Origin of the sequence: Terribacillus saccharophilus (assembly GCF_046592895.1) — a bacterium.
GTDB lineage: Bacteria > Bacillota > Bacilli > Bacillales > Amphibacillaceae > Terribacillus > Terribacillus saccharophilus_D.
On record NZ_JAWVPU010000002.1, the window covers coordinates 532,726 to 554,138 of the forward strand.

Here is a 21,413-nt window from a genome sequence, read left to right on the forward strand (position 1 = left end):
AATCATGGAAAATAATAAGATGGAAACATTGTCCACCGTCCGTGTGCAGTACAGCAGCGACCTGTACAAGCTGGTCGATTCACTGAACCGTACACTGAAGGAACAGGACTTGATGTTCGGATTAGCATTGGATGAGGAAAATCATGATACGGCGATATTCACGATTTACCGTACCTAAATGGGCGAAAATCTCACTTTTCAGTGCGGTGGGTGTGCTGCTCATAGTGCTTGGTCTTGGCATATACGTCTATAGTACGGCGGAGAATGCCCGAACAGAGGGCTATGAAGCATCCGAGACATTCGCACTCGAACATACCGACCTAAAGACTGCCGATGAAGTGACCCGTTTTAACGGAGAGCATATCTATCATGTCGTGCAGGGCAAACAAGCTGATGGTGAAGATGCGATCGCTTATATAAAAAAAGGCGAGAAAGATCCGGAACAAATCATTTATACGACTGACACGGCTGATGAACAGCAGGCTCAGAGTAGCTGGCAGGCTACATGCGGTTCAGACTGTGCGCTGGATGATGTGCGGCTCGGGCTTTACGAAGATGCACCTGCCTGGGAAGTGACATACCATGATGGGCAAGGTCGACTTGGCTACAGCTACTATAGCTTGGATGGCACTGAGCAGCTTGAAAGCTTTGCATTATCAGACCAATATCAATAACACAACTACATATGGTGTAGGACAGACAATGGAGGGTTCTTTTTGAAGACGACAATCGCTAAACTTAGTGAACATGTAGGAGAAGAAGTAACAATCGGGGCTTGGCTCCGCAATAAACGATCCAGCGGGAAAATCGCATTCCTGCAGCTTCGCGACGGAACGGGATTCGTTCAAGGTGTCGTTGTGAAAAGTGACGTATCAGAGGAAGTATTCCAAGCAGCCAAGAACATGACGCAGGAAACTTCCCTATATGTAACAGGGAAAGTAGTGGAAGACACGCGTTCTTCTTTCGGATATGAAATCCAAGTAAGCAATGTGGAAGTGATCCATGCGGCAACGGATTACCCGATCACGCCAAAAGAGCATGGAACTGAATTCTTGATGGATAACCGCCATTTATGGCTTCGTTCCCAAAAGCAGCATGCTGTGATGAAAATCCGTAACGAAATCATCCGTGCAACGTATGAATACTTCCATGAAAATGGTTATACGAAGATCGATCCACCAATCTTGACAGGTTCTTCTGCGGAAGGTACAACGGAATTATTCCATACAAAGTACTTCGATGAAGAAGCTTACCTATCCCAAAGCGGGCAGCTTTACATGGAAGCTGCTGCGATGGCATTCAACAAAGTATTCTCCTTTGGACCGACATTCCGTGCGGAGAAATCCAAAACCAGACGTCATTTGATCGAGTTCTGGATGATCGAGCCGGAAATGGCTTTCGTCGAACACGAAGAAAGCTTGGAAATTCAAGAGAGCTACATCAGCCATCTTGTCGCTTCCGTCTTGAAAAACTGTAAATTGGACCTTGAAATTCTTGGACGCGATACAGAAAAATTGGCAAAAGTCACTGCGCCATTCCCGCGCATCACATACGATAAAGCAATCGAATTGCTGAAAGAAAAAGGATTCGATGATATCGAGTGGGGCGAAGATTTCGGAGCACCGCATGAAACTGCCATTGCCGAAAGCTTTGACAAACCAGTTTTCATTACACATTACCCAGCAGCAATCAAAGCATTCTACATGAAGCCAGATCCAAATCGCGAAGATGTCGTGCTTTGTGCAGATTTGATCGCACCAGAAGGTTATGGCGAAATCATCGGCGGATCCCAGCGAATCGATGACCTGGAATTGATGGAAAAACGCTATGAGGAACATAACCTGACTAGTGACGCATACAACTGGTATTTGGAGTTGCGTAAATACGGAAGTGTACCGCACTCAGGTTTCGGGCTTGGTTTGGAACGGACAGTCGCTTGGCTTTCAGGCGTAGAACATGTGCGTGAAACTATTCCATTCCCACGTCTTTTGAACAGACTTTACCCATAATATATGTATCGAACCGACGATCCCTTGTCTATTGACGAGGGATTGTCCTATTAAAGGAGGAGAACCCAGATGAATAACGACGACTTGAACTACCAACGAATGCTGGGAAATCCATTTTCCTTTCCCGGTATTTTAATGGAACGATATGCTGCACTAGGTTTGAATGAGACAGAGATGATGATTGTATTGCACATCTGTTTTTTCCAGCAGCGTGGCACAATGTTTCCGACTACAGATGAATTGGCAGCAAAAGTGACACTGTCGGAAAGAGAAGTGGCCCTCATCTTGCGAAAGCTCGTCCAGCGCAATTTGCTGCAAATTGAAGATGTACAGGAAGAGCATGTGCGGAGCCAGGCGTATAGCTTGAATGGCTTATGGAATATGGTATTTGCTGAAACGGTATATCCTAAACCAGAGAAGAAAACTGTAAAAGAAGAGGAAGCAGCGATATTCATCCTGTTCGAACAAGAATTCGGCCGGCCTTTGTCACCATTTGAAATCGAAACGGTCACTTTATGGCTCGATGAAGATATGCAGCCACCATCTCTTATCAAAGCTGCTTTACGGGAAGCAGTATTGATGAGCAAACTGAATTTCCGATATATCGATCGCATTTTGCGTGAATGGAAGCGTAAAGGTATTCGTTCCGTCGACCAAGCCCGTAAAGAGAGTAAATCATTCCATGAAAATCAACGTCCAGCTGCTGCGGTGCAAGCACAATCACAATCAGGACAGCAAGCACCAGCTCGTGATGTGAGTATTTATTATAATTGGCTGGAAGAAGATTAAGGAGGGAAGCATCATACAATGCTGAATAAAACGCAGATACGCCGGGCGTTGGATGTGATGCGGGATATGTTCCCCGAAGCAGCCTGTGAACTGGTGCACAAAAATCCATTCGAACTAGTCATCGCTGTACTGCTGTCTGCTCAGTGCACTGATAATCTGGTCAATAAAGTAACAAAGGACTTATTCCAAAAATATGAGACACCACAAGATTACTTGGCAGTTTCGCTTGAAGAATTGCAGCATGATATCCGTTCGATCGGCCTTTACCGCAATAAAGCGAAAAACATTCAAAAGCTGTGCCAGACACTATTGGACCAATATGATGGCATTGTGCCAGACACTCGGGATGAATTGGTCAAGCTGGCTGGAGTAGGGCGCAAGACCGCCAATGTTGTCGCATCTGTTGCATTCCATGAACCCGCCATCGCAGTCGATACGCATGTAGAACGTGTATCAAAGCGACTCGGCTTTTGCCGGTGGAAAGACAATGTGACAGAAGTGGAAAATACATTGATGAAAAAGGTTCCCCGTGGGGAATGGAGCGATACGCATCATCGCATGATCTTTTTCGGTCGATATCATTGCAAAGCGCGTAACCCCAACTGCCTGGCATGTCCGCTGAACGACATATGCAGGGAGGGGAAGAAACGCCTGAAAGCAGAAGTAAATTAAAAAGACAGTCACTGCGTTTTGAAGTGACTGTCTTTTTATGCTTATATTATTGTTGATTATCTGCATTGTCCGAATTGGGTTCGGTATTTGGATCTTGAACGGAATCATCTCCAGAACCATTTTGATTGGTATCTGTTTCCGTTTCTGGATTCCCTGAATCCTCGTTCTGACCAGAGTTGCCATTACCATTACCATTACCGTTGCTGTTGCCATTACCGTTACCAGTTTCACTGCCATTGTTATCAGCGTTATTTTCATTGCCGCTATTTCCATTATTCTGGTCACTATTTTCATCGGCGTTTTGGTCTTGGTTCTGATCCTCGTTTTGGTCTTGGTTCTGCTCGTCCTCATTTTGTTGCTCTTCTTCGTTCTGATTTTGCTCATCTTCCGCATTCTCATCCGGATTTTCTTCTTCTTCGGCATTTTCATCTTCACCAGGAATCTTTACCGAAGTGGTTTTCGCCTCACTGGTTTCACCATCAACGCTAGCTGTTACCGAAATGTTATACGTTTGTCCAGCTTCGACGTTACCAATCACTGCCGAAGTGTCAGAAGTGGTCGTTGAACCGCTCGGGTCGGCTTTTACACTAAAGCTTGCATCGCCATCATAATCCCAGCTGACATTAATGCTGTTGCTCGATTCATCATAACTTGCTGAAAGCCCTGTAACTGGATCGATGCTTTCTTCTTCTTCTTCATAACGTTCCGATGTTGCCCCAGGCAGTTGACCTTTCAGGAATAACTCCGTCAAAATCTCAGACGAAGGAGTTCCGGCACTTGGAGAAGCAGCGGGGCGAGAGCCTTTTTCGACTTTCGCCTCCACTACGCTGCTGGGTTTTTTAAAACTTTCCGTGTCCTTGCCTTGATGGACTTCGGTCATGATTTGCTTGAACAATAATTTGGCTACGTCTGTACCTGCTTTACCGCCTGGAATGATTGTGTCATCAGGCGTACCGGTCCAAACGGCGAGCGTATAATTCGTTGTCAGGCCATTCATCCAAGAGTCGGGACTTCCGTTTTGGCCTTTTTTATTCGTTGTACCTGTCTTACCAGCGATATCCAATCCAGGTACATTTGCCATCGTACCTGTACCTTCTGTCATGACAGAACGCATCATGTCTGTCACCATGTAAGCAGTGGAATCCTTCATCGCTGCTTCTGATTCAGGTTTCATATCTAGTTCGCTGCCATCGCTGAATTCAATCTTGGTGATGGAATAGGGTTGTGTATAAACCCCTTCATTACCAAACGCAGCATAAGCACCAGCCATATCGATCGAATGGAAGTTGGATCCACCGCCGATGCTGTCTCCAGTCTGGATACCATCTTCAAACTCGAGTCCCAATCCATTCGCAAACTTTTCGGCGTTTTCTGCACCGACAGCTTGGAATGTTTTGATTGCTGGAATATTGTAAGACTTCGCAAGGGCAGTTCTTGCACTCATCCAGCCATGGAACCGATCATCGTAGTTGCCTGGAGTCCAGTTTCCGATTGTCAGTGGTTCGTCATTGATTTGTTCATACGTAGATGTATAGATGCCGTTCTCAAACGCCGGAGCGTAATCCAAAATAGGTTTCATACTTGATCCCGGCTGATTTCCCTGACCTTGAATGGCATAGTTATACCCGCCAAGCTCATTGTTTCGATTTCCGCCGATTGCACGGATGGCACTGCTTTTCGTATCGAGCAGTGTAATGCCGGCTTGAAGATTATCTACCCATGGAATGCCGCCATCTTCACTAAGGGCATTTTCCACCGTTTCCTGAGCATCTGGATCAAGGGTCGTATAAACCTTCATGCCATCCAAGTTAAGGTCGGTATCCTCGAATCGCTCGCTAAGTTCCTTTTGTACTTCATCAAGGAACGCACCGTATTTATTCGATTGCGGCTTTTTCTCGGTAAGCAGATCTTCGACTTTCGTTTTCTTCGCTTCGTCGGCTTCTGCCTGTGTGATCTTTTCGTGCTGCACCATCAAATCAAGTACAGTATTCATCCGTTCCTGTGCCAAATCAGGATTTTCGAATGGATTGTATGCAGTAGGGCGCTGCGGCAATCCGGCCAGCAATGCAGCTTCCGGCAAGGTTAGATCATTTAAGTCTTCTTTACCGAAGTACGTATCCGCTGCAGTTGCAACACCATAAGCATATTGACCATAGAATACTTTGTTCAAGTACATTTCCAAGATTTCTTCCTTGGAATATTGACGGTCAAGCTGGAAGGCAAGCCACCATTCCTGCATTTTCCGTTTCACGGTTTTCTCAGGAGAGAGGAAGGAACGTTTGATGACCTGCTGGTCGATCGTACTTCCGCCTTCTGCACCAAAGCCATTTTTGAAGTTGGAAATCAACGCTCCGCCAGTACGGATGATGTCGATTCCGTTGTGCTCGAAGAATCGGGAATCCTCCGTTGCTGTGACAGCATCGACAAGCTGCTGAGGCAGATCATCGTACGTCACTTTCCTTCTGTTTTCCGAGCCTAATTCTGCAAACTCATCACCATTCATGTCATAGATGATGTTTGAAGCAGGGTCGGCAAGTTTCTCTTGATCCAGTTTAGGTGCGGTTGCTGCGTAGTAAGCGAACACGCTTCCGCCGGCTACGACACATAACACACCAATTAAAACGATCGTAAGTAATATCTTCTTCCAAATCGGTCTTTTTTTCTTTTTCTGTTTTCTCCTTGATGCACGAGATTGGCCCTTTTCTGCCATTACTCCTCTTCCTCCGTTCTAAAATGAAGCTGGTCGATGATGTGCAGGTAATCAACCTTTGCTTGATACTTCATTGGAATCAAAAAACCTTCCTTACAAATAATATCATAAGGGATGGATTTTCTTCCTCCATCATATTGACGTTTCCACCAGGGGAAAAGTTTCCTTGCCTCGAAAAAAAATGTTTGATCATGTGCTGAAAAACGCATGATCACGAAGCAGATACCTCCATGGCTGCACACCTGTTCCATGTGGTCGATTTGGTGTTCGTGAAAATTGGAGAGCGGGAAGCTGGTCTTATTTTTTGTGACTTTAGCTTCGAAATCCACATATTTCCCGCGATATACACCATTATAATCCGTAGTGGATGCTTGTTTGAAATATGCTTCTTTTATGACTGCTGCACTTCGTCTAGGATAGTCTACCTGAACAATCTGGACAGGGGTCGGTTTTTTATGAATGACTGCTTTTTGCTGAACAAGATAATACGCATTTGTCTCATTGATATCTTCTTCTAAAGTCATCCCCCTGTTGCCGAAGTCGATATGCTGCGAAAGTTGAGAGGCGGCAGTCTTTCCGATGATCTTTTTCCCATTAGGATATTGCAATTTTCTCCCCCCACTATAGGAATGATCATACCATAATCCTTAGAATACTTCACTTAGCGTCATGATCTCAACAACTAAAAGGGGCAATTCCATGACAATTAATGGCATGAACCGTTTACTCACCTCCATAGAAAAGAAAACAGCCGCTGCAAATGTAGATAATATCCGAAGAACGATGGCTTATCAAGCTTTTTATGAAAGGAACCCTGAGATATGCTGGGCGTTTTTGGCTTCCATGGTCTCGAGGAATGCTGGCTGGAATATGACGGATCTGCAATTGGATATGTTCCGTGCCTTATTATCAGTGAGAATCAGAAAACAGCTTTTCTCACTTTATGAGCGTGCCAATTGGCTTATTTTTTCTGATGCCTATCCGCAGCTGCTTTTATACGAGGCGCATAAACACGGGGAAATCGACATGGTTGCTCATCTGCGTCATTTTCAAGTGTCTGCTTATATGGAAGAAACATGGCGGCAATTCCTGAAAGACGGTGACAGACAGCGATTGCTTTATCGTCTTATTGTCAATGAACAGCATGTGATCGGTTCGCCTGTGATCGTACAACCTTTTTACGAAGAGCATGTTTTCAAGCGATGGCCATACAAGCTGCAAGATTTGTTTCGTTTGAATGCTGTTTTCTTTCCCACAATGGATGGGAAGCTGTATGGATTGTGTGCGCATCATTTTACGAGTGTCGATGAACGGATACAGATGGGGAAGGAGCTGAGTCAACTGCTCTTTCATGAAAAGCTTAGCCCGAGTTTTCTGCAGTTTGCCAAGAAAGCCCCATATACCGGATCTCGTGATGATTATGAATGCTTCGGCCGCTTCAGAACCGTCGGCAGTCTCCCTTTGCGCCAATGCTATCCCGTCATATCACACGAAGATAAGATTCGCAAGGACTGGTACAGGTATGGGGGCATCAATCAAAGTTGGCTCAGTCCGCCTGAAAAGAAAGCATATCGTCCGACCGGTTATGTATATTACTGGAAGAGGAAAATGATGAGGATATTCGCAGCTCTGTTCAAGAAAAAAAGCAAAGCGATCACATGAACGCTTTGCTTTTCATTCTTATATGGAAGGACGGTTCGGTCCATCGAGCTTTTTATCATATCCGTCGCCGGCAGTGCGCGCTGTCGGGCGTTTCTGATCAGTTGATGTTTTCTTTTCATGCTTTTTCATCTTCTTTCACCCTCCTTTACTGATAGGATGAGCGAAACAGCGCTGAATCATGCGAATACGCTCTTATTTTTTGTTGTTTTGTCAGCAGTGCAGGAGAAGACTCCTCCGCACAGAACTTTACAGGAAAAGGGGGACGTACAGATGAACAAGCATAACGGTGCTACTAAAGAAGAGCTACAGCTGGCCTTGTTTCAGCTCGCCGGGGCGTATCGCAAAATGGATCAAAAACTGACTGTACAAGCAAATCGTTTAAGGATGTCCTGGAAGCAGCCTTTGATTGAGAAAGTTTTGCAAGTCGAATCCCGCTTGGATAAAAGACAAGATAAAAGAAGTCATGAGCATGGTAAATTAGCCTGAGTGCTTGTATAATGAAACAACACGATAAGCAGAGAAGGGGTTACATTGACGACACTACGTATATATAACAAACAGCTATCCGACTTGCTGCTGCGTCTGAAACAGCGTTATCTGTCAGAGGAGCCGCCAAGCGATAAGCATGATAAAGCATTTTTCGAAATGGTGAAAGATGAAACAGGACCAATGTATCAGCTTCTGCAGATGTGGCATCAAGCTGCAGCGGATTTTGTGCAGCAGCGGGATGTCACTGTGCATCCGCAGCAGATCCAATCAACAGAAGAAAATGTCCATTTGATCATCTTGCATAGCTACTACATAGACATCCGATCAGAGCGTTATATGGATTATCATCAATCGATCGGGTATGTCCTTCAATTACTTGATGAAAATATGGACAGACTTGAAGGAAACAACGGAGGGGAAGAGAACGATGACTAAAGAAGAATTGATTGATTTAGCCAAAACAGCAAGGGAGCGCGCTTATATACCTTATAGTAAGTTCGGTGTGGGTGCTGCGGTCCTTACGAAAGCCGGTAATGTGTATCAAGGCTGCAATATCGAAAATGCAGCCTACCCCGTCACATGCTGCGCCGAAAGAACGGCCATCTTCCAAGCGATAGCGAATGGAGAACAGGAATTTGCCGAGATCGCTGTGGTGGCGAATACGGACAGACCTGTCCCGCCATGCGGATCTTGCCGCCAAGTGATGGCTGAATTCTTCCCGCAGGATGCCGTCATTCATATTGCCAATATGAACGGTGTAACCAAGACAGTCACAATGGAAGAATTGCTTCCATTTTCATTCCAGCCGGAAGATTTGTTCTCAGACGATAAAGCAGCTCAATAATTCATAAAAAAGGACCTAAAGCGTTTCATGCGCTTTAGGTCTTTTTTTATGTTTATTTATCGTTCGATAGGTTTCTTTTGAATGTGAACAGGGTAAAGAGAACTATTCAGAATGGAGGTCTGACCGTTGTCTAAGAAAAAAGTAGCAATCATCGGGGCAGGTCCGGGCGGATTGACAGCAGGGATGCTGCTATCAGCCAAAGGATACGATGTAGAAATATATGAGAAAAACGATACGATCGGCGGAAGGACTTCACGGTTGAAGCAAGGGGAATTCCAGTTTGACCTTGGAGCAACCTTCTTTATGATGCCGCAGCTTCTTGAGGAACTATTTGAAGAAGCGGGCCGGGATTTGCATGATTATGTACAGCTGCAGAGGCTGGATCCATTATATACACTTCGTTTTGGCGATGTCACTTTCACCCCGCGAGTCGATAGGCAGGATATGATGGAAGAAATCGAACGCGTCTTCCCGGGTGAAAGTGATGGTTTCAACCGCTTCATGGAAAAAGAGGGGGAGAAGTTTGATCGCGTCGAAAAACTGCTGCGACGTCCATTTATACATAAACGAACCTACCTATCCAAGGATGTGCTGCATGCCATCCCGAAACTGGATATGTTCCAGACGGTTTACAGCAAGCTTTCAACCTACTTCAATGATGAACGCTTAAAATACGCGTTCACTTTTCAGGCGAAATACTTAGGAATGTCTCCTTGGAAATGTCCGGGGACTTTTACGATACTTTCTTATTTGGAACATAAATTCGGCTTGTATCATCCTATTGGAGGCGTTAATCGCATTTGTGAAGCTATGCGGCAGGTGATAGAGGAATATGGCGGAATCGTCCATACTGGCACACCAGTTGCCCAAATAGTGACAGAAGGCAAGCGTGCTGCAGGATTGAAGCTGGAAGATGGTCGCGAAGTCCGTGCTGATGAGGTGATCATCAATGCGGATTACAGCTACAGCATGCAGCATTTATTCCAGGATAAGTGGAAGAAGAAGTTCCAGAAGAAACTTGAAAACAAAAAGTATTCCTGTTCGACTTTCATGCTCTATTTGGGGTTGAAACAAGAAGTCGAGCTGCCGCATCATATGGTCGTGTTTGCGGATGATTACAAGAAAAATGTGGAAGAGATGACGGAACAATTCGTGCTTTCAGAGGATCCTTCGGTTTATATCCACTATCCGACGAAATTGGACCCAACTACTGCTCCGGCAGGAAAGTCGACTGTCTATTTACTCATGCCGGTGCCCAATACACAAGCAGATATCGATTGGGAGAAAGAAAGTCCGCATATGCGTCAGAAAATGCTTGAAATCCTGGCAAGGGAAACCGGTATCGACAATGTACAGGAATTGATCGAAACAGAGCATTGCATTACCCCACCTGATTGGGAAGCGATGAATATCCAGCACGGGGCAGTTTTCAACTTGGCTCATTCCTTGGATCAAATGATGTATAACCGGCCCCATAACCAAATCAAGGAGCTTTCGCATTGTTATCTTGTTGGCGGCGGGACGCATCCTGGCAGCGGGCTTCCGACCATTTTCCAATCGGCCAAAATCAGTGCCGATCTGGTGGAGAAAAATAATCGGGCTGCATCCGGTCAGCCGCTCAAAGCATCACGGGAGAAGGTGAGTATGTGAAGATAGCTATCATCGGTGCGGGCATCGGAGGACTTACTGCTGCACTCCTTCTCGAAAGACAGGGTCACCAAGTGACAGTTTTTGAACAGCAGGCCGAACCTGGCGGACGTATGAAATATGAAACGGATGGTCCGTTCCGAATCGATCAAGGTCCAACAATCGTCCTTTTACCCGAAATGATTCGCAATGTATTGGAGGCTTGTGAAATACCTCAGGAGGATCTGGAGCTGATAGAGTGCGATCCGCTATACCGGATTCACTATGCTGACGGTACGTCTTATACCAAATATGCCGATACGGAGAAGCAAAGCAGCGAAATACAGGAAAAGTTTCCGAACCAAGCAGTGCAATTCGAGCGTTTCATGGAAGATATGGAGAATGTGTATCGCATCGGAGTCCCGCAGTTTTTGGAGCAAGGTTTCTCTAACAGAATGCGCTTCTTCACGACAAGCAATTTGCGTTTCCTCTATAAATCAAAAGCTTATCGTGATGTGCATTCTTTTATCGGTAATTACTTTACCGAACCGAAACTGCAAGATGCATATGCCCTGCAGTCTTTGTATATAGGAGGTTCCCCTTATACGACACCAGCCATTTATGGCCTGATTTCTTACAGCGAGCATGCGCATGGTATTTGGTACGTTAAAGGCGGCTATGCCGGGATGATAGATACATTGGTGTCATATTGCCAGGAGAGGGGAATCCAATTCCACTACAACACGAAAGTGGAAAGAATCGTCAAGACAGGAAAAAAAGTCAGCGGAATTGAAAGCGGCGGAGTGTACCAGCCTTTTGACAGCGTGGTATTCAATGGGGACTTCCCTCATATCCATGACTTGCTCGGCGATGGCAAACCTAAAAAGAAAAAGCAGCCTGCAGCTTCCAGCGGCTGTTTGCTCATCTATGCAGGCACAAATCGCACTTGGGATGATTTGCATACACACCAGTTCGTCCTGCCGGAAGATTTCCAGGAAAATATGAACGAAATATTCAAGTCCCGCATCATTCCGGCCGATCCGTCATTCTATCTTTTCAATCCGTGTTCAATTGATCAAGATTGTGCACCGGAGGGTAAATCAGCTTTGTATTTTCTCGTCCCTGTGCCTTCTGGCGAACATATCAATTGGGAAGAACAGAAGGATTTGCTCGTGGAGCGCGTTTTGCGTAAAGCGGAGGAAAAACTGCTTCCGGGTTTGCTTGAGTCGATCGAATGGCTGAAAGTAAGGACTCCTGCAGATGCGAGTAAATCCGGTCTCTACCAAGGCGGCAGCTTCGGAATCGCTCCGAATCTGCTGCAGTCAGGCGGCTTCCGCCCGCAAAATAAACCATTCGGGATTGAAGGTCTGTATGCAGTCGGCGCATCTGTCCACCCTGGCGGAGGAGTCCCGATTGTCATGCAAGGAGCTAAGAATTTAAGCGATTTAATACAAAGTGAGGTGGAGAATCATGCTCAAAAAGCCATATGCAAAAGCGTGTGAGAAAGCAATGAAACAACACTCTGCAAGCTTTTATCAAGCTTTTCGCGAACTTCCTTCCCCGCGCAGGGAGGCTGTATTTGTCATTTACACATTTTGCAGAATGATTGATGACAGCATGGATGAGCCTGAAAGCAGTGTGTATACCTTGGATGAACTGGAATATCATTTTGGTAATCTCAGCCAGGCAGAAGGACATTTTATTTGGCCTTCCCTTCGTTGGCTATTCGAAACATTCCCCAATTTGCGCAAAGATCCATTTTTCACGCAGATAAGGGGACAGCGGATGGATGAAATGCACACACATTACCAGACATTCGGACAGCTGGAGGAATATTGCTATCATGTAGCAGGTTCTGTCGGGGAAATGTTGCTGCCGGTCCTCCACGAATATCCTTCCCACCAAATCGTGCAGGCAGGGATTCAGCTGGGCAAGGCAATGCAAATCGTCAATATCCTGCGGGATGTTGGTGAGGATCTGGAACGCGGCCGGCGTTATATACCATCATCCGTCATATCGGCATATGATTATTCGGAAAAAGCATTTTACAACCAAGAAATTTCTTATGAATTCCGCCAAATGATAGATGGCTTGATCGAAACCGCCAATCAGTGGTTCGAGGAAGGTTTGGAGGGACTGGAAACATATCCTGATTCCAGTGCATTTGCAATCACATTGGCAAGCGGCTACTATAGCGCGATCATGGATGCAATCATCGAAAATGAGTATGATGTGTTTGACAAACGCGCTTATGTCCCGCAGACCCGTAAGCTATCGATCTATCAAGCAGCCAAGAAAAACAAGAAAAAGGAATCCGTGAGATGATATATCGTATTTTCACTGTGTGGCTCCTGATAGGGCTTGGATTGCTTCTTTTCTGGGAGCTTCCGGAGTGGCTGTATTTTGCCAATAGTATCTTTATGATGCTGTACACAGCAGCCGTGCTGGAACGGGGTTACCCTTACTTCTTCGATAAATCATCAAAGGGGAAAGCAGCATTCATATTAGTAGCAATTGGTGCAGTAACGCTTCTAGTAGAGGCTTGGAGCGTGTATACTGGTTATCCTTTCGGCGACTATGCATACACGACGATGCTTGGTTACCATATATTGGGTGTCCCATTCACAATCGCCATCGCCTGGGTCGGATTCATCATCAATAGCACGATGATCAGTACTCAGCGTAGCAAGTGGCTGCGTGCTTTGGAAACTGGTGTATGGGTCGTTTTCATCGACCTAATACTCGATCCAGTTGCATTGGTATATGATTTCTGGCAATGGGATAATGGCGGGTTTTATTACGGCATACCAGCGACGAACTTCATCACATGGTTTTTCCTAGCTGCCATCTTATCGTTATTATTGCCTATCCGTAAGGAAAATAAGCCGCAAACAAAGTCATACAGGCTGCTGCAATGGATGTTCCTATTCTTCGGCCTGTTGGCATTGAAAAAAGGATTTATACTAGTTGCATGCTTGGCCATTGTATTCATCCTTGCAGTCGAAGGGAGGAGATTGCTTGATACAAGCGCAAAAAAAGCGTTGGTTCATTGAGCTTTTCGCTGCTTATCAAAGATTCTACCTGCTGCCGCGACACTTTGAGAAAGTTGAAGCGACCGGTTATGTTAAGGCTCCTGTCAAACCTGCCATTTACATAGTCAATCATAGCTCTTGGTGGGATGGTTTGCTGATTTTCCAAGTCACACACAAGCATTTGAAAGGCGATCATTATATGCTGATGGCGCAAGAAGGGCTGGAAAGTTATCGCTTCTTCCTAAAACTAGGTGCATTCTCGGTCGATAAAACAAGAATACGCGATGTGGTCGCATCGCTGCAGTACGCCAAGCAGCTGCTTGAAAATGACGGCAGTGTCTGGCTCTTCCCCCAAGGAAAAATCCTGCATCAAGATCAGCGACCGTATTTATTTGAAACAGGTATAGGATATTTGCTGCATCAAATAGATGTACCAGTGATTCCGGTCACATTACATTATCATTTTGGGGAAGAGAAGAAACCTATCGCATCGCTGCATATTGGCGAACCTATTCAGCAAGACTGGCAAAGTATGAGACGAGACAGCATCAGTTTATATTTATCAAAGCTGCTTGAAGAACAGGCGGATTACCAGAAACAGCAAATCATCGGCGGACAGCACTTACTGCCCCAAGCGCAAATCAGCTAGGAGGAAAACGTTCATGCTTACTATACTGCTTGTCATCAACTTTTTCCTCATCATGCAGCTGATATGGGTACTATATAACAGTAGAGGTTTTCTGGAGCAACCTGGTAAAAGGGCAGTCCCAGCCAAACAAATAAGCATACTGATACCCGCCAGGGATGAGGCGGCTGTGATTGGGCGTCTGCTTGACAGCCTGATACCGCAGCAGGATTACATAAAGGAAGTACTTGTACTGAATGATCATTCCACAGATGGAACAGCTGCTATCATCCAGCAGTATCAGCAAAAGCTGCCGATGCTGAAAGTTTACTATGGAAAAGAGCTGCCGGATGGATGGACCGGAAAGAATTACGCTTGTCAGCAGCTGGGCGAGTATGCAGCAGGGGAATGGCTATTGTTCCTGGATGCGGATGTGACACTCGAGAAAAACGGGCTTTCCTTGCTGCAGCCGTACTTGAACGGCCGCTATAAAATGATGTCGGCTTTTCCGCGACAGCGCGTCCACACTTTTCTCGAACGAATGCTTGTGCCTTTCATGATGTTCTTGGTTTTATGTCATCTGCCGATCCGGCAAGTGAGCAGGAGTCAAGATCCCAGATTCACAGCAGCTCATGGCGGATTCATTTGCATCCACAAAAAAAGTTACCAAAAAGCTGGCGGTCACGCTGCCATACGCTCAGCCATAGTCGACGATATGGAATTGATGCGTCTTATGAAGCGCTGCGCGTTTCCTGTGGCTTTGCTGCGCGGTGAGCAATTTGCCAATATGCGCATGTACGAGTCCAATCAATCCGTTTGGCTCGGGTTCAGGAAGAATATCTTCACCGGTACAGGCAGCAATATATTCTTGAGTATGTTTGTTTGCTTGTTTTATGCACTATTGTACGTTGTACCGACAGTCAGCCTTGTTTTGGCGCTGATCACTGGCAAGGCATATATCATAATAGCAGCAGCGGCTGCTTATATCATCGGAGCCATCATCAAATTCTATATTGACTATCATAGCAGGACAAACTGGCATACATTTTTTCTTTATCCCATTGCTTGCAGCTGCTTTATCCTGCTGGCGCTTGACGCCATTCGCATACATAAGCGAAAAGAGGGATACGTTTGGAAAGGCAGGAGATATTACAGATGAAAAAAGCCATCGTCATCGGTGGAGGATTGGGCGGTTTGACAGCCAGCATTTACTTGGCACATGCCGGTTGGGATGTGACGCTCCTAGAGAAGAATAAAACACTCGGCGGAAAACTGCAGCAAGTGAATCAAAAGGGTTTCCATTTTGATTTAGGACCAAGCACCATCACCATGAAACATATATTCGAACAAGTGTTCCAAGATACTGGACGAGACAGCCGAGATTATATCAGCTTTTATCCTATCTCTCCAATTGCAAGGAATTTCTTTCCTGATGGTAATGTCGTCGAACTGACAGCGGATGTTGAAAAAATGCAGCAGCAGATGTCGGCTTACAGCAAAGCAGATGCAAAGGCATATCCAGCATTTCTTGATGAAAGCAAGCGTTTATTCCAGATATCGGAGAAAGCTTTTTTACATAAACCGTTATTTCTTTGGGAAGAAAAACGACAAATCGGTCTTTTGCGTGATTTTGCCAAGATTCGGCCGCTGCAGTCGTTCCAAAGGCTGTTAAAACGTTACTTCCGCCATCCGAATACGCTGCAAATGTTCGGGAGATACGCAACATATGTTGGCTCTTCTCCTTATCAGGCACCGTCCATCTTTGCCATGCTCGCCTATTTGGAAGCTGGAATCGGTGTATATGGTATCAAGGGAGGAACTTATAAACTGGTGGAAGCTTTTGAAAAATTGGCTGTCGAATTAGGTGTTCGAATTAAAACAAGGACGGATGTGACAAGCATCCGGACAAACAAGAAGCGTGTTATCGGGGTTGAAACTACCCATGGTGACTATGCTTGTGATACGCTTATCGGAAACGGTGATGCGCTGAGTTTGTACAGCGGGCTTCTGGATGAGTCACAGCGGCCGCATTTTCCTGACCGTAAAATCCAGCAATTGGAGCCATCTTTATCCGGTTTTACAATGTTGTTGGGTGTTGAGAGGTGTTATGAACAATTAGCGCATCATAATGTGTTTTTCCCTTCGAATTATCAAGCTGAATTCACTTCCATCTTTGAAGAAAAACGTTATGTGAAAAAGCCGACGCTCTACATATGCCATTCAGGGGCAAGCGATCATGATTTGGCCCCGGCTGGGATGAGTAATTTATTCGTACTTGCCAATGCGCCTTTCCTCACGGGGATCAATCAGCTGCAAGATAGGAAAGACTATGGAGAACAGCTTATCCAGCAGCTTGAGGGTTATGGACTTACCAGCTTATCGGATTCAATCGTTTACCAGGAAACACAGACTCCAGCCGATTTAGCTGTGCGGACACGTGCCTATCGAGGTGCGATTTATGGTATCAGTTCGAATGACTTCCAGCAGGCCTTTTTCCGCATTCCGAATAAAGACAAATATATCAAAGGACTTTGGTTTGCTGGCGGATCGACTCATCCAGGCGGAGGTACGCCAATGGTTACATTAAGTGGCAAACTGACAGCTCAAGCAATCATCGAAGGGTAGTTTCATAAAGCAGGGGGAAAGAGGATGACAGATAGATCCATACATAGCCGTAAGGATGATCATATACATATAACATTGAATGAACAAGTTCAAGGCAAGGGCATATCGACGGGATTTGAATCTTATCGTTTCGAACATCAAGCTTTGCCTGAAATCAGCTTTCGTTCGATTGATACAGCGACGGAGTTTTTGGGGAAAAAGGTAAAAGTACCGTTTTTGATCAGCAGCATGACGGGCGGTACACCAAGAGCCCATGAAATCAACCGGAATCTTGCAAGGGCAGCGGAGCAAAAAGGCTGGGCTTTGGGACTTGGGTCGAGCAGGGTGGCACTGGAGAATAAGACTGCAGCCGCAAGCTTCCAGCTCAGGAAAGAAGCGCCGTCGATCCCCATTTTCGCAAACATCGGTGCTGTGCAGCTGAATTATGGATACGGACCTGAAGAGTGCAGGCAGATCATCGAACTGACTGGAGCAGATAGCATCGTTTTACATCTGAACAGCATGCAGGAAGTATTTCAAGACGAAGGCGACACGGATTTCAGCGGATTGCTGCAGAAAATATCAAAAATCACCGAGGCACTGCATGTACCTGTAGGCGTAAAAGAAGTGGGATTCGGATTGGCTCCAGACACATGCCGCCAGCTGATCGATGCTGGAATACGCTTCATTGATACAGCTGGCGCGGGCGGGACTTCATGGATCGAAGTGGAAAAACACCGTTCCCAAAATTCGATAAAACAAAGAGCTGCTTCTGCATTTCTTGATTGGGGAATTCCGACAGCACATAGTGTAAAACAGCTTAGCAGTTTACCAAAGCCGCCGGAATGCCTGATTGCAAGCGGAGGCATCACGAATGGTGTTGACACCGCCAAAGCAATTGCGCTCGGAGCTGACATGGCTGGGTTTGGGCGTTCGATATTGCCTGAAGCAGTGAATTCCGCTGAAGCATTGATCAAACGGTTCGAGCAATTGGAACTGGAGCTGAAAATCAGCATGTTCGGTATCGGAGCCGGGACCTTGCAAGCGTTGAAAAACACGGACAGGTTAATCAGACGAAATGCCTGAAAATTAGGTTGTTGTCATAGTACATGTTCTTTCGCCCTTTCATATGTTATAGAGAATCCAATACAGAAAGGGGAAAGAACATGCGTAAAAGACATTGCTGCCCGCCTCCGCGCCCTCATGCGGTGCACTGCGGAACAAGCACAATCGTTGATCCAGTAATAAACAATGTCGCCCACACATACTCTGAAGAGGTAGTTGAGCATATACACCCGGTTCATACGACAGTGGTGAATCATCATAAAGTGAAGAACGTTCATATGTACCCGCACACGACTTCATTTGCAAACGAAGAAACAATGGAACAAACACACTTGAGCCCGACTCATGACAATAAACCGATGCCGAATCCTTGTAAAGATTGCGGTCCTAAACCGATGCCATATCAAATGCCGCAGCAAATGCCGCAGCAAATGCCACAGCAAGTGAGCCCGCAAATGTATCAGCCAATGCCTGAACAGCCAATGCCGCAAATGGCACCAAAACCGAAACCAACTCAGAAAAAGTGGTACTGATCGTTATTGGAGCTGGCGTATGCCAGCTCTTTTATGTTTAGATAGAAACATCGAATAGATGATAGGAGAGCATGTCCCTGATGAAGAAATTATACGTCACAGGATACAAGCACTATGAAATGGGAATCTTTAAAATGAGTGACCCACGCGTCCATTATATCAAGCAAACCATACGGGACAAGCTGATCGGGCCGATTGAGGCCGGTTTGGAATGGGTGCTATTATCCGGTCAGACTGGTGTGGAGCTTTGGGCAGCCCAAATCGTGCTTGATCTGAAGGAAGAGGGTTATGATATCCAGCTTGCCGTCATTCCGCCTTTTGACAATCAGGATGCTCGCTGGTCTGAGGAGTTGCAAGAAGAGTATCAGGAAGTGATCATGCTTGCAGATTTTTATCAGCCGATATACGAAGGGGATTATAAGGGCCCTTATCAATTCAAAGCTCGTGACAAATGGATGCTGTCGAAAACGGATGGTGCACTTGTCATGTATGATGAGAACCAGACAGGCAGCGTCGACTTCTTCTTGAAGGAGTTACGTTCCCACCAAGAATCGAATGACTACGCGTTATACTATATTACGGCACTCGATTTGCAGGACACTGTCGAACGGGAACAGATGAATGATCCCAGCTACTGGGATCAGACATGAGAAGAAAATTGACAATTTGTCCTGATTTTGAAAGAATGTACTTATATACAATTGTATAAATGAGGTGACTTGTGTATGGCTTTGGCAAATATCCAACTGACACAAAAAGATATCTTTGAAAAGAATTTCAAAACCGGTATGCGCGGTTATAACCAAGATGAAGTCGATGAGTACTTGGACAAAATCATTCAGGATTATGAAACATACCAAAAAGAAATCGATCGCTTGAAAAGTGAAAATGAACGTTTGCGAAATCAACTTTCAACTGAAAGCAGCAGAACATCAAGATCCATCCAGCAGCCTGCCGAACCGGCAGTGCAGTCTGCCCCGGTACGTGAGACACAGACGACCCATCAGGTGAATTACGATATCCTGAAACGCCTGTCCAACTTGGAGAAGGCTGTTTTCGGCAAGAAATTCGTCGAGAACGACGTTTGACAATTGACGTCGAACCACGTACAATGAGTTAGCAACTTAAAAATGAATGTTTGAGTAATCGCTGCAGCAATGCAGAGGAAAGTCCATGCTCACACAGGCTGAGATGCTTGTAGTGTTCGTGCTTGGCGAATTCATAAGCCAAGGTAGCAGCAATGCTAACGGCAGGCAGAACGCCTAAGTCTTCGGATATGGCCGACATGTCTTGAAAGTGCCACAGTGACGGAGTCAGCTTGGAAACTTGCTGAGTGGAACGAGGTAAACCCCGCGAGTGAGCAACCCAAATGTTGGTAGGGGCACCCTTGATTATGGGAATTCAACCTAAAAAGGGACAAGCGATGCGCTTGTAGATAGATGATTACTGCCGTTGTACGAGGCTGACCACCGCTCGCAGTGCATCGGTACAGAACATGGCTTACAGAACATTCATTTGGTCCACTGTATACAACAAACAGCCCTTTCTAACTGGTTTCAGCTAGAGAGGGCTTTTTAATTACATAAAAGCGAGGTTTTACATGATGAAAAGGCAAGTGACCCTGATTGCCACTGCAGCAATGGGTTTGGAAGCTGTCGTTGCTCGAGAAGTGAAGCAGCTTGGCTATGAAGATGTACAGGTTGAAAACGGAAAGGTGATATTCCAAGCAGATCCATCTGCAATCGCGCGCTGTAATCTATGGCTGCGGACAGCAGATAGAATCAAAGTGCTTGTCGGCGAATTCAAGGCGACAACATTTGATGAGCTATTTGAACAGACAAAAGCACTGCCGTGGGAAACTTACATCCAGGAAAACGGTGAATTCCCAGTCATCGGAAAAAGCGTAAAATCGACGCTTTACAGTGTCCCGGATTGTCAGCGTATCGTAAAGAAAGCTGTCGTTGAAAGATTGAAACAAAAACATGGCATTGCTTCCTGGCTGGAAGAGTCAGGTCCAAGGCACCGTATTGAAGTGGCTATACTGAAAGATACAGTGAGTTTGACATTGGACACGAGTGGTACAGGTTTGCATAAACGCGGCTACCGGGTCGGTCAAGGTGAAGCACCTATAAAAGAGACACTTGCAGCTGCAATGGTGCTTTTGACGAATTGGCGCCCGGAATTCCCGCTGCATGATCCATTCTGCGGAAGCGGCACAATTGCCATCGAAGCAGCATTGATCGGCCAGAATATCGCACCAGGATTCAACCGTGAATTCGATGCCGAAAACTGGCATTGGATCAAATCCGACGTTTGGGAGAAAGCGTTGGAAGAAGCAGAGGATCTAGCCAATTATGATCAAGAACTCCATATTTCCGGTTCCGATATCGATCATAAGATGGTGGAGATCGCGAAGGCAAACAGCATCGAATCAGGTCTTGGTGAATTGGTCAATTGGAGACAGATGCAAGTGGCCGATTGGAATCCAAAGCAGGATAATGGCTATATGATAACGAATCCGCCATATGGGGAAAGATTGGGAGATCGGCCCGAAGTGGAGAAGGCCTATAAAGAGCTGGGCGGCATCATGCAGGACAATCCTTCTTGGAGCGGGTATATCCTCACTTCACACGAAGGCTTCGAATCCTTCTATGGAAAGCTGGCAACGAAAAAACGCAAGCTTTTCAACGGATTCATCAAAACAGATTATTATCAGTATTTCGGTAAACATATCTGAAAAAGGGAGCGGATCG

General features: G+C 45.7%; 24 protein-coding genes and 1 other RNA gene. 22 read left to right on the plus strand and 3 right to left on the minus strand.

Annotation, left to right across the window (positions count from 1 at the left end; genetic code table 11):
* Positions 1-4: 4 nt before the first annotated feature.
* From SFC66_RS08530 to nth, 5 genes are all read left to right on the plus strand, one after another.
* Positions 5-178, plus strand: a complete 174-nt coding sequence (locus SFC66_RS08530; RefSeq protein WP_411218271.1) for a YpmA family protein — start codon at positions 5-7, stop codon at positions 176-178.
* A complete protein-coding gene (locus SFC66_RS08535; protein ID WP_411218272.1) occupies positions 144-674 on the plus strand; it encodes a cell wall elongation regulator TseB-like domain-containing protein in 531 nt (176 codons plus the stop codon). The genes SFC66_RS08530 and SFC66_RS08535 overlap by 35 nt, the downstream gene beginning before the upstream one ends.
* Before the next feature lie 42 nt (positions 675-716).
* Positions 717-2,009: an asparagine--tRNA ligase gene (gene asnS / locus SFC66_RS08540; protein WP_411218273.1), complete on the plus strand. Its 1,293-nt coding sequence runs from the start codon at positions 717-719 to the stop codon at positions 2,007-2,009.
* Positions 2,010-2,078: 69 nt separating this feature from the next.
* Entirely contained in the window at positions 2,079-2,798 is a 720-nt protein-coding gene (locus SFC66_RS08545) for a DnaD domain protein (RefSeq protein WP_411218274.1), read from the plus strand.
* A gap of 18 nt (positions 2,799-2,816) precedes the next feature.
* Entirely contained in the window at positions 2,817-3,470 is a 654-nt protein-coding gene (gene nth / locus SFC66_RS08550; RefSeq protein WP_411218275.1) for an endonuclease III, read from the plus strand.
* A 46-nt stretch (positions 3,471-3,516) separates the two neighbouring features.
* Here nth and SFC66_RS08555 read toward each other — a convergent pair whose 3' ends face one another.
* Positions 3,517-6,180: a transglycosylase domain-containing protein gene (locus SFC66_RS08555; RefSeq protein WP_411218276.1), complete on the minus strand. Its 2,664-nt coding sequence runs from the start codon at positions 6,178-6,180 to the stop codon at positions 3,517-3,519.
* A complete protein-coding gene (gene recU / locus SFC66_RS08560) occupies positions 6,180-6,788 on the minus strand; it encodes a Holliday junction resolvase RecU (RefSeq protein ID WP_411218277.1) in 609 nt (202 codons plus the stop codon). The genes SFC66_RS08555 and recU overlap by 1 nt, the downstream gene beginning before the upstream one ends.
* Before the next feature lie 91 nt (positions 6,789-6,879).
* Between recU and SFC66_RS08565 the strand changes: the two genes are divergently transcribed.
* The gene (locus SFC66_RS08565) at positions 6,880-7,842 is read left to right on the plus strand and encodes a DUF2515 family protein (protein ID WP_411218278.1); all 963 of its coding nucleotides are present in this window, start codon (positions 6,880-6,882) and stop codon (positions 7,840-7,842) included.
* An 18-nt stretch (positions 7,843-7,860) separates the two neighbouring features.
* On the opposite strand, the gene SFC66_RS08570 is transcribed toward SFC66_RS08565, so the two are convergent.
* Positions 7,861-7,971 carry a spore protein gene (locus SFC66_RS08570; protein WP_411218279.1) on the minus strand — a complete coding sequence of 37 codons (111 nt, stop codon included), beginning with the start codon at positions 7,969-7,971 and terminating at the stop codon, positions 7,861-7,863.
* 141 nt (positions 7,972-8,112) lie between these two features.
* Here SFC66_RS08570 and SFC66_RS08575 point away from each other — a divergent pair, with 141 nt between their 5' ends.
* The 16 genes from SFC66_RS08575 to SFC66_RS08650 all read left to right on the plus strand — a co-directional run bounded on the left by SFC66_RS08575 (position 8,113) and on the right by SFC66_RS08650 (position 21,397).
* Entirely contained in the window at positions 8,113-8,328 is a 216-nt protein-coding gene (locus SFC66_RS08575) for a hypothetical protein (protein ID WP_411218280.1), read from the plus strand.
* A gap of 45 nt (positions 8,329-8,373) precedes the next feature.
* Positions 8,374-8,766 carry a DUF1798 family protein gene (locus SFC66_RS08580; protein ID WP_411218281.1) on the plus strand — a complete coding sequence of 131 codons (393 nt, stop codon included), beginning with the start codon at positions 8,374-8,376 and terminating at the stop codon, positions 8,764-8,766.
* The gene (locus tag SFC66_RS08585; RefSeq protein WP_411218282.1) at positions 8,759-9,175 is read left to right on the plus strand and encodes a cytidine deaminase; all 417 of its coding nucleotides are present in this window, start codon (positions 8,759-8,761) and stop codon (positions 9,173-9,175) included. Before SFC66_RS08580 ends, SFC66_RS08585 begins: the two co-directional genes overlap by 8 nt.
* 126 nt (positions 9,176-9,301) lie before the next feature.
* Positions 9,302-10,825, plus strand: coding sequence for a phytoene desaturase family protein (locus SFC66_RS08590; RefSeq protein ID WP_411218283.1), 1,524 nt, complete (start codon positions 9,302-9,304; stop codon positions 10,823-10,825).
* Positions 10,822-12,303 carry a phytoene desaturase family protein gene (locus SFC66_RS08595; RefSeq protein ID WP_411218284.1) on the plus strand — a complete coding sequence of 494 codons (1,482 nt, stop codon included), beginning with the start codon at positions 10,822-10,824 and terminating at the stop codon, positions 12,301-12,303. Before SFC66_RS08590 ends, SFC66_RS08595 begins: the two co-directional genes overlap by 4 nt.
* Entirely contained in the window at positions 12,272-13,126 is an 855-nt protein-coding gene (locus SFC66_RS08600) for a phytoene/squalene synthase family protein (protein WP_411218285.1), read from the plus strand. Before SFC66_RS08595 ends, SFC66_RS08600 begins: the two co-directional genes overlap by 32 nt.
* Positions 13,123-13,854, plus strand: coding sequence for a carotenoid biosynthesis protein (locus tag SFC66_RS08605; protein WP_411218286.1), 732 nt, complete (start codon positions 13,123-13,125; stop codon positions 13,852-13,854). The genes SFC66_RS08600 and SFC66_RS08605 overlap by 4 nt, the downstream gene beginning before the upstream one ends.
* The gene (locus SFC66_RS08610; RefSeq protein ID WP_411218287.1) at positions 13,820-14,482 is read left to right on the plus strand and encodes a lysophospholipid acyltransferase family protein; all 663 of its coding nucleotides are present in this window, start codon (positions 13,820-13,822) and stop codon (positions 14,480-14,482) included. Before SFC66_RS08605 ends, SFC66_RS08610 begins: the two co-directional genes overlap by 35 nt.
* Positions 14,483-14,495: 13 nt before the next feature.
* Positions 14,496-15,617 (plus strand): glycosyltransferase family 2 protein, encoded by a 1,122-nt coding sequence (locus SFC66_RS08615; RefSeq protein WP_411218288.1) that lies wholly within the window; start codon positions 14,496-14,498, stop codon positions 15,615-15,617.
* Positions 15,614-17,083 (plus strand): phytoene desaturase family protein, encoded by a 1,470-nt coding sequence (locus tag SFC66_RS08620; protein WP_411218289.1) that lies wholly within the window; start codon positions 15,614-15,616, stop codon positions 17,081-17,083. Before SFC66_RS08615 ends, SFC66_RS08620 begins: the two co-directional genes overlap by 4 nt.
* A 24-nt stretch (positions 17,084-17,107) precedes the next feature.
* The gene (gene fni, locus SFC66_RS08625; protein WP_411218290.1) at positions 17,108-18,148 is read left to right on the plus strand and encodes a type 2 isopentenyl-diphosphate Delta-isomerase; all 1,041 of its coding nucleotides are present in this window, start codon (positions 17,108-17,110) and stop codon (positions 18,146-18,148) included.
* Between the two features lie 80 nt (positions 18,149-18,228).
* Positions 18,229-18,660: a CotD family spore coat protein gene (locus SFC66_RS08630; protein WP_411218291.1), complete on the plus strand. Its 432-nt coding sequence runs from the start codon at positions 18,229-18,231 to the stop codon at positions 18,658-18,660.
* An 80-nt stretch (positions 18,661-18,740) separates the two neighbouring features.
* Positions 18,741-19,310: an SLOG family protein gene (locus tag SFC66_RS08635; RefSeq protein ID WP_411218292.1), complete on the plus strand. Its 570-nt coding sequence runs from the start codon at positions 18,741-18,743 to the stop codon at positions 19,308-19,310.
* 75 nt (positions 19,311-19,385) lie between these two features.
* Positions 19,386-19,748 (plus strand): cell division regulator GpsB, encoded by a 363-nt coding sequence (gene gpsB, locus SFC66_RS08640; RefSeq protein ID WP_411218293.1) that lies wholly within the window; start codon positions 19,386-19,388, stop codon positions 19,746-19,748.
* Between the two features lie 46 nt (positions 19,749-19,794).
* An RNA gene (gene rnpB / locus SFC66_RS08645) (RNase P RNA component class B) lies at positions 19,795-20,168 on the plus strand.
* A gap of 95 nt (positions 20,169-20,263) precedes the next feature.
* On the plus strand, positions 20,264-21,397 hold the full coding sequence (locus tag SFC66_RS08650) for a THUMP domain-containing class I SAM-dependent RNA methyltransferase (RefSeq protein WP_411218721.1): 1,134 nt from the start codon (positions 20,264-20,266) through the stop codon (positions 21,395-21,397).
* The last annotated feature ends 16 nt before the right edge of the window (positions 21,398-21,413 follow it).